The 15,167-nt window shown below is 53.5% G+C and carries 13 protein-coding genes; 10 read left to right on the forward strand and 3 right to left on the reverse strand.

The annotated features are described in order from the left end of the window. Positions 1-205: 205 nt before the first annotated feature. On the forward strand, positions 206-778 hold the full coding sequence (gene yeiP / locus ABIE29_RS21510; protein ID WP_021805861.1) for an elongation factor P-like protein YeiP: 573 nt from the start codon (positions 206-208) through the stop codon (positions 776-778). Positions 779-816: 38 nt separating this feature from the next. On the opposite strand, the gene uxuA is transcribed toward yeiP, so the two are convergent. After that, complete coding sequence (gene uxuA, locus ABIE29_RS21515; protein ID WP_429621143.1) at positions 817-2,007, reverse strand: mannonate dehydratase; 1,191 nt, start codon at positions 2,005-2,007, stop codon at positions 817-819. A gap of 341 nt (positions 2,008-2,348) precedes the next feature. Between uxuA and ABIE29_RS21520 the strand changes: the two genes are divergently transcribed. Then, positions 2,349-3,830, forward strand: coding sequence for a mannitol dehydrogenase family protein (locus ABIE29_RS21520; protein WP_429621145.1), 1,482 nt, complete (start codon positions 2,349-2,351; stop codon positions 3,828-3,830). Between the two features lie 79 nt (positions 3,831-3,909). On the opposite strand, the gene ABIE29_RS21525 is transcribed toward ABIE29_RS21520, so the two are convergent. Then, entirely contained in the window at positions 3,910-4,035 is a 126-nt protein-coding gene (locus tag ABIE29_RS21525) for a hypothetical protein (protein ID WP_429621148.1), read from the reverse strand. A gap of 213 nt (positions 4,036-4,248) precedes the next feature. Then, positions 4,249-4,557 (reverse strand): type 1 fimbrial protein, encoded by a 309-nt coding sequence (locus ABIE29_RS21530; RefSeq protein WP_429621150.1) that lies wholly within the window; start codon positions 4,555-4,557, stop codon positions 4,249-4,251. Positions 4,558-4,861: 304 nt separating this feature from the next. On the opposite strand from ABIE29_RS21530, the gene ABIE29_RS21535 reads away from it, so the two are divergent. From ABIE29_RS21535 to yejF, 8 genes are all read left to right on the forward strand, one after another. After that, positions 4,862-5,836, forward strand: coding sequence for a CobW family GTP-binding protein (locus ABIE29_RS21535; RefSeq protein WP_429621152.1), 975 nt, complete (start codon positions 4,862-4,864; stop codon positions 5,834-5,836). Positions 5,837-5,881: 45 nt separating this feature from the next. Next, entirely contained in the window at positions 5,882-6,592 is a 711-nt protein-coding gene (locus tag ABIE29_RS21540) for a phosphatase PAP2 family protein (RefSeq protein ID WP_429621154.1), read from the forward strand. Between the two features lie 408 nt (positions 6,593-7,000). Then, positions 7,001-7,582 (forward strand): bifunctional murein DD-endopeptidase/murein LD-carboxypeptidase, encoded by a 582-nt coding sequence (mepS, locus tag ABIE29_RS21545; protein WP_429621157.1) that lies wholly within the window; start codon positions 7,001-7,003, stop codon positions 7,580-7,582. 319 nt (positions 7,583-7,901) lie between these two features. After that, positions 7,902-9,491 (forward strand): cyclic di-GMP phosphodiesterase, encoded by a 1,590-nt coding sequence (locus ABIE29_RS21550; protein WP_429621159.1) that lies wholly within the window; start codon positions 7,902-7,904, stop codon positions 9,489-9,491. Positions 9,492-9,625: 134 nt separating this feature from the next. Beyond that, the gene (locus ABIE29_RS21555) at positions 9,626-11,434 is read left to right on the forward strand and encodes an extracellular solute-binding protein (protein ID WP_429621161.1); all 1,809 of its coding nucleotides are present in this window, start codon (positions 9,626-9,628) and stop codon (positions 11,432-11,434) included. 10 nt (positions 11,435-11,444) lie between these two features. Then, on the forward strand, positions 11,445-12,539 hold the full coding sequence (locus tag ABIE29_RS21560) for a microcin C ABC transporter permease YejB (protein WP_021805871.1): 1,095 nt from the start codon (positions 11,445-11,447) through the stop codon (positions 12,537-12,539). Further along, positions 12,536-13,561, forward strand: coding sequence for an ABC transporter permease (locus ABIE29_RS21565; protein WP_024486916.1), 1,026 nt, complete (start codon positions 12,536-12,538; stop codon positions 13,559-13,561). Before ABIE29_RS21560 ends, ABIE29_RS21565 begins: the two co-directional genes overlap by 4 nt. A 1-nt stretch (position 13,562) precedes the next feature. After that, complete coding sequence (yejF, locus tag ABIE29_RS21570) at positions 13,563-15,158, forward strand: microcin C ABC transporter ATP-binding protein YejF (protein ID WP_429621164.1); 1,596 nt, start codon at positions 13,563-13,565, stop codon at positions 15,156-15,158. Positions 15,159-15,167: the final 9 nt, after the last annotated feature.

A 15,167-nucleotide genomic window follows, 5' to 3' on the forward strand; every position in this document is an offset into this window, starting at 1 on the left:
GAGACGAGAACGGGAGTATGAAAGAGAAATCAGGGAGAAAAGGGCAAAATATCCCTTTAAAAACAATGCCGGTCACCTTAAGTGACCGGCATTAGGCCACGACCGCCCTTTTTCCCCACTCTTTTTGCGCGCGGCTCTTGCCTGAAAAGCACGGCGCGAGTAACTTGTCGCAACTTCCCAAACTCTATTTCGACAAGGTATTCCAATGGCAAGAGCGAACGAAATCAAGCGCGGTATGGCGATCAATTACAACGGCAAACTGCTGCTGGTAAAGGACATCGACGTCCAGAGCCCAAGCGCCCGTGGTGCCAGCACGCTGTATAAAATGCGCTTCTCCGACGTCCGTACCGGGCTGAAGGTAGAAGAACGTTTTAAAGGTGACGATATTCTGGACACCATCAGCCTGTCCCGCCGCAAGGTAAACTTCTCCTATATTGACGGCGAAGAGTATGTGTTCATGGACGATGAAGACTACACCCCTTATATCTTCAAGAAAGATCAGATCGAAGATGAGCTGCTGTTCATCCCTGAAGCGGGCTTGCCGGGTATGCAGGTACTGACGCTGGATGGCCAGGTGCTGGCGTTGGAGCTGCCGCAGACCGTGGATATGGAGATTGTTGAAACCGCTCCGGGCATCAAAGGGGCTTCTGCCAGTGCGCGTAACAAACCGGCCACCATGGCGACCGGTCTGACCATTCTGGTACCGGAGTACCTGAGCAGCGGTGATAAAATCCGCATTCATATTGCAGAACGCCGCTATATGAGCCGCGCAGACTAGTCAACGGTAGGGGCGCAACCTGAGTGCGCCCTGCTTTGCTAGAGTAATTCCGGGAAAAACCGCCGCTTTAACGCCAGCTCGACCCCACGAACCTCCGCCAAACCTTTCAACCGACCAATGGCCGAATAGCCTGGATTGGTTTTCTTCTTCAGATCGTCCAGCATCTGGTGACCATGGTCTGGTCGCATTGGGATAGGCCGCAGATCGCCCGCCTTATGACGGCGCTGTTCTTCGCTCAGAATGGCTTCAACCACTGCCACCATATCCACATCCCCTTGCAAATGCGCTCCTTCGTGGAAGGTTTTAGGGTTTTGCTCGCGGCAGGTTGCGCGCAGGTGGGTAAAGTGAATGCGATCGCCAAAGGTTTCAATCATCCGCACCAGATCGTTGTCCGCACGCACGCCGTAAGAACCGGTACACATGGTGAAGCCATTATAGATACTATCTACCGTCTCTTTCAGCCACTGCATATCTTCGATGGTGGAAACAATACGCGGCAAGCCGAGGATGGGGCGCGGAGGATCATCTGGATGCACCGCCAACCTGACACCCACCTCTTCCGCCACTGGCACGATAGCGCGCAGGAAGACGGCCATATTTTCGCGCAGCTGCGCCTTATTGATATGATCGTACTCCGCCAGCCGGGCACGGAACTGATCGAGCGTATATCCCTCTTCCGCCCCAGGTAACCCGGCTATGATGTTACCGGTCAGCTTGGCGATATCCGCCGTGCTCATCGCCTGGAAATAGCTTTGTGCCTGAGCCTGCTCTTCGTCGGTATAATCTTTTTCTGCCCCGCTACGACACAGGATATGCAGATCGAAGGCCGCAAAGGCGATCTGATCAAAGCGTAAGGCCTTGGAGCCGTCCGGCAGCAGGTATTCCAGATCGGTACGCGTCCAGTCGAGGATCGGCATAAAGTTGTAGCACACGGTATCAATGCCGCAGGCCGCCAGATTGCGCAGCGACTGTTGATAGTTAGCGATATGACGTTGATAGTTGCCGCTGTGGGTTTTAATTTCCTCGTGCACCGGGATACTTTCCACCACCGACCATACCAGCCCTTTTTCTGCCAACAGAGCCTGCCGCGCCATGATCTGTTCAACCGGCCACACTTCACCATTAGGGATATGGTGTAACGCGGTCACTACGCCAGTCGCACCAGCCTGACGCACATCATCCAGCGAAACCGGATCGTTCGGCCCATACCAACGCCATGTTTGTTCCATTGATTTATCCTTGTAAAAGTCACTCTGTCATCGTTGAAGCTGTATCGGTGGTGAGGTAGATCGCAAAATCAAATCAATCCTGTTATACCACATTGCAGTAGATATCATTCACCTTTAACCTTACTGATTAGCGGCGTGCTGTCAAAACAGAAACATCGATTGATTGATCCAACTCACGATCCTGGGATATTTTGGACTGACCAATTTTATTCACCTCTCTACCGCCCTACACTGGCGGTTGTTAACAGATACGCGAGAGCCGGGCAGACATCTGCGGCTAACTGGTCTGATAGCTTTATACCAGCGGCCAACCGGCCCCTGCTCTCGTCATGGAGCCATTAATGAAAACTATCGCCAACTCACCGTTGCCCGCCAAGACACAACAACCCCAGTACGATCGCCAGAACCTGCGCAGCCGAATTGTTCACCTGGGCTTCGGGGCTTTTCACCGCGCTCACCAGGCATTGCTGACCAACCGAGTACTCAACCGCAACGGCGGTGATTGGGGGATCTGCGAGATCAGCCTGTTCGGCGGCGATAAGCTATTCCAGACCCTGCGCGATCAGGATCATCTTTACACCGTGTTAGAAAAGGGCGCGGCGGGCGATCAGGCCATCGTGGTGGGGGCCGTTCACGAAAGCGTACATCGCAAATTGGAAGGCATTGACGCCGTGCTGGAAAAGCTGGCCGAACCACAGGTGGCGATCGTCTCCATGACCATTACGGAGAAAGGCTACTGCATCGAACCGGGTAGCGGCCAATTGGACCTGCGACACGAGGCGATCAAAGCCGATTTGGCTAATCCGACCCAACCCACCACGGTGCCAGGGATCCTGGTGGAAGCACTGCACCGGCGTCGAGAGCGCCATCTCCCCGCCTTTAGCGTGCTGTCCTGCGACAACATTCCAGAGAACGGCCACGTGGTTCGCAATGCGGTGACCGGTCTGGCCAAAGCGCGTGATCCTCAGTTGGCCGAGTGGATCGCGCAACATGTCACCTTCCCCAGTACCATGGTTGATCGCATCGTTCCGGCCGCAACGCCAGAAACGCTGGATGAAATTGCCGCCGCTCTGGGGGGCGTGCGTGATGAATGCGCTATCGCCTGTGAACCCTTTATTCAATGGGTGGTGGAAGATAATTTTGTCGCGGGCCGCCCACGCTGGGAGGATGCCGGTGTGCAACTGGTGGACGATGTACTGCCGTTCGAGCAGATGAAATTGCGGATGCTCAACGGTAGCCACTCCTTCCTGGCCTACCTCGGCTATCTGGCGGGTTATCAATACATTGTTGACTGCATGGCGGATGAGAATTATCGCCGTGCCGCACACCATTTGATGTTGAACGAGCAGGCTCCGACGCTGCAGGTCGCTGGCATCGATCTGGCCGCCTACGCCGAGCAGTTGATCGAACGTTACAGCAACCCGGCCCTGCAACACCGCACCTGGCAGATCGCTATGGATGGCACGCAAAAGTTGCCTCAGCGCCTGCTGGAGTCGATCCGTTGGCATCGGCAATATGGTGGCAGCCATGCAGGGCTTGCGCTTGGCGTCGCGGGCTGGATGCGTTATGTCGGGGGAGTTGATGATGCCGGGCAACCAATTGATATCCGCGACCCGATGCTGGCCACGTTGCAACAGGCCGTTAGCAGCTCACAGGACGGTGAACCCCGCGTGGCTGCGTTGCTGGCGTTGAAAAGCGTGTTTGGCGAGCAGTTGCCAGCGGATAGCGCGTTTGTGGCGGAGGTAACACGGGCCTATCTGTCATTGCGTGATCGAGGGGCACGCCAGACGGTAAAAGATTGGGTAACCAGCCAGTTGAATTGATCCGTATCGGCCGCCATGCCAACCTATCAGGCATGGCGGCCACTTGACGCTCGAAACACGGAGGGAATGGCTATTAACGCTATTCCAGCGTCATGATCCCGAGTTTTTTCTGCTGATCCAACCACTTGAACTCGTTCTTGCCGGGATCCATGGGCAACTCTTTGCTACCGCTCTCCAGGCTCGCTAACTGATGCCAGACAGACACTTTCCTCTCTGGTGACGCCTAATTTATTGCCACAAAACGCAGATTTCAATTCGGAAAAAATCTCAATTTAAAACCCGGCAACGGCCTGCTGGCAGAAGGCTGGCCATGCGCAATGCTGGTCAGTCGGTAGGGCAATGAAAGGTGTAGAGAAAACGGACCAAAGTGCGGTTGCTGGGGATGTCATGCCGAGCCCCACTCGGCATGACCAGGGACTTAACGGTAAGTTACCGTCAATATTGCGAGTTTCTTCTGCTGATCTACCCACCGCATTTCGGTGGTGCCGATATGCATCGGAAGTTCTTTACTACTGGCATCAAAACTTGCCAGCCTTTGCGTGCCTGTGTAGTTTTGCCCGTTACGATAACATTGGGTATTCGCCGCTGTGTTGCTAACATCTACCGTACAAGGCCCTTCGACAATGGTACCCACAAAATGAATAACACCACCTGTGGAACCCGCGTGACTTGCTGCCATCCATGAAAACAACGCTCCTGCGATCAGAATTAACCGTAAGCTATTCATGGCAACCTCACTCTTGTTGAGCCACCTTAAAGATAGGTTATTTTCTTAGGAATAATCGCAAGGATAGGTGATTATTTTTATGGCTAATCGATACATTAAGGTCGTGGAAACAATACGGTACGGTACAATTGATATTGCTAACCCCTGATTCTTAATGAGAAAAGTCCGAACAAAAGTTCAAGGTAAAAACGCTAACAAGGGGCCATCTTCATGAGTAAATTTCACGCTGTGACACAAGCAGAAAAAAAGATAAATAACATATAATTATCAATAGATTAAGCGCATTTTAAAAAGGGGTATTCACATGACAAAAACCAACCTGATCACCGGTTTTCTGGGCAGCGGCAAAACCACCACCATTCGGCATCTGCTGGCCAATAAGCCAGAAAATGAGCGTTGGGCCGTGCTGGTCAACGAGTTTGGCGAGATTGGTATCGATGGCGCCCTGCTGGCCGACAGCGGTGCGGTATTGAAAGAGATCCCCGGTGGCTGCATGTGCTGCGTTAACGGGCTACCTATGCAGGTAGGGTTGAATATGTTGCTGCAACAGGTCAAACCCGATCGATTGCTGATTGAACCTACTGGATTAGGCCACCCCAAGCAGATCCTGGCGCTGTTGACCCAGGAAACCTATGGCGGATGGATCGATTTGCTGGCAACGATCTGTGTGCTTGATCCCCGCCAACTCGGTGAACCTCGCTATAGCGAAAATGAAAATTTCCGCGATCAGTTGGCCGCAGCCGACGTCATCATCGCCAATAAAATGGATACCTGGCAGCCACAGGATGCTCAGGCACTGGAAGCCTGGCAAATGCTGCATAGCCAGCAGCGGCCGGTCTATTCGATCGAGCAAGGACGTATGGATATCAAGCTGTTGGATCGGCCACGCACCAATTGCACAGAATTGCCGGACGCACAGCATCATCATAGCCACGCCAAGACCCAGGGATTGGCAGCGTTGCGTTTGCCTGAAAACTCCCGCTGGCGCCGCGCCCTTAATCAAGGCCAAGGATTCACCAGCTGCGGCTGGATTTTCGATGGGGAAACCGTATTTGATACCGTCGGTATGATGGAATGGATCAGGTTAGCTCCGGTTGACCGGGCCAAGGCGGTAGTACGCATTGCCGAAGGCAGTTTGCTGATCAACCGCCAAGGGCAGGATCTCAGTATCGAGACACGCCCCACCGCTCCGCTCGACAGCCGTATCGAATTGATCCACAGCGGCGAGGCTGACTGGAATGCTTTGCAATCAGCTTTGTTTAACATCCGTTTAAGTTAATGCTTTTAACGTTGGCATTATTTTTTAATTTTTTACAGGTTAGCCATGACACGCCGCAATTTACCCTTCATCCTCATGCTCAACGTCTTGGGCATCGTGCTATTTCTTTCCTGGTATTTACCCACGGATCACGGGTTCTGGTTCAAGATTGACTCAGCAATCTTTTTCTTCTTCAACCAACATCTGGCCAGCGATGCCTGGTTTCTGAGAATGGTGGCGATCAGCAACAATCGGATATTCGACGTCATTTCGCTTATCGCCATGGGGCTGCTGTACCTTTACTTCTACCTCAAGCAGGATGCCTTTGGGCGCCGCCGTCTAATCGTTACCGGCGTCGTGATGTTGTTAACGGGAGTAGTACTCAACCAGTTTGGTCACCTGCTGCCGGTAAAACACGCCAGCCCCACCTTGACCTTTGACAATATCAACCGGGTCAGCGAACTCACCGGCATCCCGACCAAAGATGCCTCCAGTGACAGCTTCCCTGGCGATCATGGCATGATGCTGATGATTTTCTCCTGCTTTATGCTGCGCTATTTTAACCGCACGGCATTTGCCATCGCGCTGCTGATCACCCTGGTCTTCTGCCTGCCACGCATCATGATCGGTGCGCATTGGTTTACCGATATTGCCGTTGGCTCGCTGTCGGTGGTGATGGTCGGAACCAGTTGGTGGCTGATGACACCGGCCAGCGATGTTGTTATCCACTGGTTGAACTGCCGATTACCCGGTAAGTATCGTCCAACGCAGCCATAACTTTAGATTATGATAGTCGGGAGGCCAACGCCTCCCGGCTATTTACATGTCGCATCTTGTTTACTCAACAACCACACCGTTAACATGCCTACCCCATTAATTAACGTCAATCCAACATAACTGCCGAACCGCGTTTTTTTATATGAAGATTTACATTATGTTACATCACAATTTCATATAAAGAATATCGGAAAAAGGCTCGCAATCCTCACTTCATTCCGGTAATCTCGGATGCGTTTGTGCCTGGTTTGGCTTGGCTCGTGAGTAAAAATCCGAAAACTGTGCGTTCCTGCACATTTCCGATGCTAACTGATTGTCCTTCCTGCCGGTGCCAACTAGTCTCGTTCCGTTTGGTATTTTTCAGATAACGGCTTGCGTCGTTAAGGACTTCAAGGGAAAACAATTACAATGGTCAAATCTCAACCTTTTCTGAGATATTTTTTGCGGGTGTTACCTGCAATTGCGGCAGCCTTGGTGCTCTCCGCCTGTAGCTCAACAGACACTTCGAAGTTAGATAGATCACAAACTGAGATGCATGCAGTTAATGACAAAAACGGTCTTTTACTGCAAGCCTCTCAGGATGAATTCGAAGCGATGGTACGTAACGTTGACGTCAAGTCAAAGATTATGGACCAGTATGCTGATTGGAAAGGCGTCCGCTACCGTTTAGGTGGTGAAAGCAAGCGTGGCATTGATTGCTCCGCATTTGTGCAACGGACTTTCCGCGAACAGTTTGGTATGACTTTGCCCCGCTCAACCTATGAGCAAGAAGATATGGGCAAGCAAATCCAACGCGCCAAACTGCGCCCGGGTGATTTAGTGCTGTTCCGCGCCGGTTCCACTGGTCGCCATGTCGGCATCTATCTGGGTAACGACAAATTCGTTCATGCCTCTACCAGCAGTGGCGTGACAATCTCTAACCTTTCGGATAACTATTGGGATAAACGTTATCGTGAAGGTCGCCGGTTACTGGGCAAAAGTTCCAGCTAACGGCGTAGTATCTGAATCTGGTCCTGAAAACCAAACAAACGAGACGAGAACGCTGCCCCAGGGCAGCGTTTTTTTTCACTGTAAAGTCGCTGCCGAACAAACCCGCATCGCTATTTTCGATTATCACTGCGCCAGAAACCACGCAACGGTTGAAAAAATAGCCTATTATCGTCAAGTGACATGCCAATTCGTAACGTGCTATTTACGCTGTTTCTAAACAGCCAGCCAGACGAATAATGACGCAGGCAGGATCGGTGGGATATATTAATCACCAACAATATAACAAGAATATTCTTATGCTGTACTCAGGGGGCAAGTAATGGGATTGAAGGGAGCATTTGCACGCCATGCGTCCAACACACGACGTAGCCTGACTAAAAGCTGTATTGTCGCAGTCGTTTTCTTTATTGTTTCTACCTCTGTCACCTTATTTCTGATCGATCATCAGCGCTCGCAATTTCAACATAAGATCGAAACCCGTACGCAAAAATTTGCCGTTAATTACCTCCAGCATCTGCAAGAGATGATGCAACAAATCATGCCGCTTACCGGTAAGCCCTGCGAAAAGGTCCAGTCCGATCTGACCTACCGTGCTGCTTTTACCGCCGGCGTACGCACTTTTGTTCTGGTAAAAGACGGTTTTGCCTATTGCTCCTCGGCAACCGGTGACATGATGCTGGGGATGAGCCATATTTATTCCGAAATCGACTGGCAGAAGCCACTGGATATGGCATTGCAAGAAGGCACGCCGATGGTGCCGGAAAAACCGGCGGTTGCCGTGTGGCTGCGCCAACCGGGGCCAAGCAACACCGGCATATTGGCCACGCTGGATCTCACCCTGGCCCCCTACCTGCTGCTCAGTTCACGCGATAGAGATACCCCCGGATTTGCCATCGTGATCGGGGAACATGCGGTAACCACCTTCAGCTTGAATATGTTGCCACTGGCGCAATTACCCACAAACAACGCCAGCCGGCTAGCAATCCCAGGTTATCCACTGAGCGTGATCTTCTATCACCAATCCTTGACGGCTAATGATGTGCGTTTGACCGTGCTGGGCAGCCTGGTGCTTTCCCTGATGGTAGGCGTGTTGTATTACTACATGCAGATACTGCGCCAAAGCCCCGAACGCGCCCTGATGAGGGGCATCAAGCGCAATGAGTTCTATATTGAATATCAGCCGGTGTTTCACACCGCGAGCAACACCATCTCAGGCCTGGAGGCATTGATCCGCTGGCGTCATCCCAGCGAGGGGCGTATTCCACCTGATCTGTTTATCCCCTATGCCGAAAACGAAGGGTTGATCGTTCCGCTGACCCGCCACCTGTTCCGTATGATCGTGGCAGATATTCCGCTATTGGTACAAGCGCTGCCACAGGGGGCCAAACTGGGCATCAACCTCGCCCCTTCCCATCTCAATGCGCCTTCGTTCCATGACGACATCACCGAACTGCTGGCTAACATGCCGATCAACCATTTCACCGTGGTGTTTGAAATCACCGAGCGCGGCATGGTGGAAGAGCAAAACGCCTTGGAAGAATTTGACTGGTTGCACCGCCAGGGCGTTGAGATCGCGGTGGATGACTTTGGTACTGGCCACAGCGCCTTGATCTATCTACAGCGCTTTACCCTGGATTACCTGAAAATCGACCGAGGTTTTGTCAACACCATCGGCCAGGATACGGCGACCGCTCCCGTCCTGGACGCCGTGATCTCACTGTCTAAGAAACTGAAAATGCTGACCGTGGCAGAAGGAGTAGAAACCGCCGAACAGGTGAGTTTCCTGCAAGAACGCGACGTTAATTTTATGCAGGGCTATTATTTCAGTAAGCCACTGGGTATTGAGGAGTTTGTGGCCTTTTGCCAGAATAATGCCGTTTTTGATCATCAGGCCGCAGTGAATCCCTGATATTTAAACTTCTTTACTCAGAAAGCCAGCCTGAAATGCTATGCTACCGGCTGGATTAATTGACTGATATCCGACGTATTTCGAGCCATGGCCTGAGAGGCGACGGGTATACATAGCAGGAGCTTACCGTAGAGATGTCCGTACGCATTTTTGCTGCCCTGGTGCTTTCGGCACTCAGCTTTAGCATGCAGGCCGAAACCCTTAATGAAAGCTATGCTTTCGCCACGCTCGGTGAACCGAAATATTCCACCGACTTTAGCCATTTTGACTACGTGAACCCGGCAGCCCCCAAGGGCGGCGATGTTCGGCTGGCAGCCATCGGCACCTATGATAACTTCAACCGCTTCGCTTCGCGCGGCGTGCCCGGTGAAAGAACCGGGGAACTCTACGATACGCTGTTCACCAGCTCGGACGATGAGCCTTCCAGCTATTATCCGTTGATTGCGGAATCTGCTCGTTATCCGGCTGATATGCGCTGGATGGAGCTGGATATCAATCCACGCGCGCGTTTCCATGATGGCAGCCCGATCACCGCCGCCGACGTGGCCTTTACCTTCAACAAATTTATGACCGAAGGGGTACCGCAATTCCGTTCCTCGTATAAAGGCGTCACGGTTAAGGCCCTCTCCCGTCTGACGGTGCGCATAGAACTACCCAAACCGGATAGGGATCAACTACTCGGCCTATTAAGCCTGCCGGTGATGTCGGAAAACTTCTGGAAAGACCATAAACTGAATGAGCCACTGACGGTTCCCCCATTAAGCAGTGGCCCCTATAAAATCAGCAGCTATCGATTGGGCCAATATATTACCTATGAGCGTGTGCGTGACTATTGGGCCGCCAATCTGCCAGTGAATCGTGGGCGCTATAACTTCGATACGCTGCGTTACGACTATTACCTGGACGATAAGGTGGCGCTGGAAGCCTTTAAGGCCGGGGCTTACGATTTCCGCGTCGAAGGCTCGCCAAAAAGCTGGACCACCCAATATCAGGGCGGCAACTTTGCACGCAACTTCATCATCAAACAGGATGAAACCAATCAGGCAGCACAGAATGCCCGCTGGTTGGCATTCAATATCCAGCGCCCGATTTTCGCCGATCGCCGGGTACGTGAAGCCATTACCCTGGCCTTCGACTTCAACTGGATGAACAAGGCGCTGTATTACGATGCCTATCAACGCGCCAGCAGCTATTTCCAGAATACCGAATACGCGGCCACTGGCTACCCAGACGCTGCGGAACTGGCCTGGCTGGCCCCGCTGAAAGGCAAAGTGCCAGCAGAAGTGTTTACCTCGATCTATCAGCCTCCAACATCCGACGGTAGCGGCAATGACCGGGCGAACCTGCTGAAAGCCACAGAATTGCTTAAGCAAGCTGGCTGGGAAGTGAAAAACCAGCTGTTGGTTAACAGTCAAACCGGTAAACCCTTTACCTTTGAACTGATGTTGCCGAGTGGCAGCAATTTCCAATATGTACTGCCTTTCCAGCACAATCTGAAGCGGTTGGGTATCGCTATGCAGATCCGTGAGATCGACATCAGCCAATTCACCCGCCGCATGCGCGAGCGTGATTTTGATATGATGCCGAGGGTCTACCCCGCTATGCCGTTCCCCAACTCCAACCTGCAAATCTACTGGGCCACAGAATATCTGAATTCCAGCTACAACAGCCCTGGCGTCAGCGATCCAGCCGTCGATGCCCTGATAGAACAGATCATGAAGCATCAAGGGGATGAAAAAGCGTTGCTGTCCCTTGGCCGTGCGCTGGATCGGGTGTTGACCTGGAACATGTATATGCTGCCGATGTGGTACTCCAATCACGACCGTTACGCCTATTGGGACAAATTCTCTTCGCCAGCGGTACGCCCAGCCTATTCGATCGGGTTCGACAACTGGTGGTTCGACGTCAACAAGGCGGCACGCTTGCCGGCGCAACGGCAATAAGGAGCCTCAGGTGGCCGCTTATCTGATACGCAGATTACTGTTGGTGATCCCCACGCTGTGGGCGATCATCACCATTAACTTTTTCATTGTGCAAATCGCCCCCGGTGGGCCGGTCGATCAGGCCATTGCCTCTATTGAGATGGGGCAAACCAGCGGATTTGGCGGCGGAGGCGCGGGTGAAGGCCTTGGGCACATGAAGGCTGGCGCGGGCAACGTGGCCGAAGGCCAATACCGTGGCTCACGCGGCCTGGATCCCGAAGTGATCGCCGAGATCACCAAGCGTTACGGCTTCGACAAGCCACTGCACGAACGCTATTTCACCATGCTGTGGAACTATATGCGCCTCGATTTCGGCGAAAGCCTGTTCCGCGGCGCCTCGGTGATGCAACTGATTGGCCAGAGTCTGCCGGTTTCCGCGACCCTGGGGCTATGGAGTACACTGATCATCTATCTGGTGTCGATCCCTCTGGGTATCCGTAAGGCCATCCACAACGGCAGCGCCTTTGACACCTGGAGCAGCACGCTGATTATCATCGGCTACGCCATTCCGGCATTCCTGTTCGCCATCCTGATGATCGTGCTATTCGCCGGTGGCAGCTATCTGGACTGGTTCCCGCTGCGCGGGCTGGTTTCCAGCAACTTCGACACGCTGCCGTGGTACGGGAAAATCACCGATTATCTGTGGCACATTACCCTGCCAGTGCTGGCAACGGTGATCGGCGGCTTTGCCGCCCTGACCATGCTGACCAAAAACTCGTTTCTTGATGAGATCCGCAAACAGTACGTGGTCACCGCCCGCGCCAAAGGGCTGGACGAGAAGAAAATCCTCTACCGCCACGTGTTCCGTAATGCCATGCTACTGGTGATCGCCGGTTTCCCGGCTACCTTTATCAGCATGTTTTTCACCGGTTCGTTGTTGATCGAAGTGATGTTCTCGCTCAACGGCCTCGGGCTGCTGGGCTACGATGCCACCCTGCAACGCGACTATCCGGTGATGTTCGGAACGCTCTACATATTTACCCTGATCGGCCTGCTGTTGAATATCGTCAGCGATATCACCTATACCCTGGTCGATCCGCGCATTGATTTCGAGGGCCGTCAATGAGCCGCTTAAGCCCCATCAATCAGGCCCGCTGGGCACGTTTTCGCAGCAACCGCCGTGGTTACTGGTCGCTGTGGATTTTTCTGGCTGCCTTTGCACTCAGCCTGGCCGCCAACCTGATCGCCAACGACCGGCCGTTGCTGGTGCGTTATGAAGGCCGGCTGTATGTGCCCTTTATGGTCAACTACAGCGAAACGACCTTCGGCGGGGAACTGAATACCACTACCGATTTTCAGGATCCCTTTGTTATCAAGCAGATTGAGCAACACGGCTGGGCCATCTGGGCCCCAATCCGCTTTAGCTACAACACCATCAACTTTGCCACCGAAGTGCCCTTCCCATCGCCTCCGTCACGCCAAAACCTACTTGGCACCGACAGTAATGGCAGCGATGTGCTAGCCCGGGTGCTGTACGGTTTCCGTATCTCAATGCTGTTCGGGCTGGCGCTAACGCTGTGTTCCAGCGTGATTGGTATCTGTGCGGGAGCGACGCAGGGCTATTACGGCGGCCGATTCGATCTTTGGGGGCAACGGCTGATAGAGGTTTGGTCGGGGATGCCGACGCTGTTCCTGATCATCCTGCTGTCCAGCATCATCCAACCCAATTTCTGGTGGCTGTTGGGCATTACCATTCTGTTTGGCTGGATGAGCCTGGTGGGCGTAGTGCGTGCCGAATTCCTGCGTACCCGTAATTACGACTACATTCGTGCCGCCAGAGCGATGGGCGTACCGGATCGCGTGATTATGTATCGCCATATGCTGCCTAACGCCATGGTGGCCACGCTGACCTTCCTGCCGTTTATTCTGTGTGGTTCCATCACCACCCTCACCTCTCTCGATTTCCTCGGCTTCGGCTTGCCGCTCGGTTCGCCTTCGTTGGGTGAGCTCCTTTTACAGGGCAAAAACAACCTGCAAGCTCCGTGGTTGGGCATTACCGCCTTCCTGGTGCTGGCGGTGCTGCTCTCACTGTTAATCTTTATCGGCGAAGCGGTGCGCGACGCCTTCGACCCAAGCAAGGCGCATTAATATGACCACTCCTCTGCTCGCTATTCAGGATCTCAGCATCGCCTTCCGCCAGGGAGGCAACTTGAATCAGGTGGTCAACGGCGTCTCGTTACAGGTGGAACAAGGGGAAACGCTGGCGTTGGTGGGTGAATCAGGCTCAGGCAAAAGCGTCACCGCCCTCTCCGTGCTGCGGCTGCTGCCTTCCCCGCCGGTGGTGTATCCCGGTGGGGATATTCTGTTTAACGGCAACTCGCTGTTACACGCACCGGAAGCCGAACTGCGCAAAGTGCGTGGCAACCAGATCTCGATGATTTTCCAGGAACCGATGGTGTCGCTCAACCCGCTGCACACCATTGAAAAACAGCTGGCCGAAGTGCTGATGCTCCACCGGGGCATGCGCCGTGACAGCGCCCGTGCCGAAATCATTCAATGCCTGGATCGGGTGGGCATACGTAACGCCAAAGGGCGCCTGAAGGACTATCCCCATCAACTGTCCGGCGGAGAACGTCAACGCGTGATGATCGCCATGGCGGTGTTGACCAAGCCCAAGCTGTTGATTGCCGATGAGCCGACCACCGCGCTAGACGTGACCATTCAAGCACAGATCCTGATGTTGCTGAAAGAGTTAAAGCAGGAACTGGGGATGGGATTACTGTTCATCACCCACAACCTGAACATCGTGCGCCGATTGGCGGATAACGTGGCGGTAATGCGCCAGGGGTTGTGCGTAGAGCAAAATAGCCGCGACGGCCTGTTTAGCGCCCCACAGCACGCCTATACCCGTCAGCTATTGGCTGCTGAAGACGTGGGCGAGCCTCTGCCGCTACCGGCCAGCGATAAGCCCGTGCCGCTGTTGAAAGTAGAAAACCTGCAGGTCAGCTTCCCGATCAAACGTGGCCTGTTACGGCGCATTGTCGATCAGAACTACGCGCTGAAAGATCTGAGCTTCGAGATACAGCCTGGGGAAAGTGTTGGCCTGGTGGGCGAATCGGGTTCAGGCAAGAGCACGACTGGCCTGGCGCTGCTGCGCTTGTTAAGCTCCAAAGGTGCGATCTGGTTTGATGGCCAACCGCTGCACCAGTTCAATAACCAGCAAATGTTGCCTTACCGCAGCCGGATGCAGATAGTGTTTCAGGATCCCTATTCCGCACTGAACCCACGCCTGAACGTGCTGCAAATCATCGCCGAAGGGCTGGAGATCCACCAGCAATTGACCGCAGAACAACGCGAACAGCGGGTGATTGAGGCATTAGAGGAAGTCGGTTTGGATCCGGCCCTGCGCTATCGTTATCCCACGGAGTTTTCCGGTGGCCAGCGCCAGCGTATCGCCATTGCCCGCGCGCTGATCCTGCAACCGCAACTGTTGATCCTGGATGAACCGACGTCCTCGTTGGATAAATCGGTGCAGGCGCAGATCCTGGCGCTGCTGAAGTCACTTCAGCTCCGTCACCGGCTGGCCTATCTGTTTATCAGCCACGATTTGCAGGTGGTACGATCGTTGTGCCATCAGGTGATCGTACTGCGTCAGGGAGAAGTCGTGGAGCAGGGTGACTGCCAGACGATTTTCAACGCACCTGCTGCTGCCTATACACAGCAGTTATTACAGTTGGTTGATTAGCGGCATCAT

The sequence above is a fragment of the Serratia sp. 2723 genome, assembly GCF_050434425.1.
Lineage (GTDB): Bacteria > Pseudomonadota > Gammaproteobacteria > Enterobacterales > Enterobacteriaceae > Chania.

Coding starts and splice junctions, on each gene's coding strand:
- yeiP (WP_021805861.1), top strand. CDS start 206: ATGGCAAGAGCGAACGAAATCAAGCGCGGTATGGCGATCAATTACAAC.
- uxuA (WP_429621143.1), bottom strand. CDS start 2,007: ATGGAACAAACATGGCGTTGGTATGGGCCGAACGATCCGGTTTCGCTG.
- ABIE29_RS21520 (WP_429621145.1), top strand. CDS start 2,349: ATGAAAACTATCGCCAACTCACCGTTGCCCGCCAAGACACAACAACCC.
- ABIE29_RS21530 (WP_429621150.1), bottom strand. CDS start 4,557: ATGAATAGCTTACGGTTAATTCTGATCGCAGGAGCGTTGTTTTCATGG.
- ABIE29_RS21535 (WP_429621152.1), top strand. CDS start 4,862: ATGACAAAAACCAACCTGATCACCGGTTTTCTGGGCAGCGGCAAAACC.
- ABIE29_RS21540 (WP_429621154.1), top strand. CDS start 5,882: ATGACACGCCGCAATTTACCCTTCATCCTCATGCTCAACGTCTTGGGC.
- mepS (WP_429621157.1), top strand. CDS start 7,001: ATGGTCAAATCTCAACCTTTTCTGAGATATTTTTTGCGGGTGTTACCT.
- ABIE29_RS21550 (WP_429621159.1), top strand. CDS start 7,902: ATGGGATTGAAGGGAGCATTTGCACGCCATGCGTCCAACACACGACGT.
- ABIE29_RS21555 (WP_429621161.1), top strand. CDS start 9,626: ATGTCCGTACGCATTTTTGCTGCCCTGGTGCTTTCGGCACTCAGCTTT.
- ABIE29_RS21565 (WP_024486916.1), top strand. CDS start 12,536: ATGAGCCGCTTAAGCCCCATCAATCAGGCCCGCTGGGCACGTTTTCGC.
- yejF (WP_429621164.1), top strand. CDS start 13,563: ATGACCACTCCTCTGCTCGCTATTCAGGATCTCAGCATCGCCTTCCGC.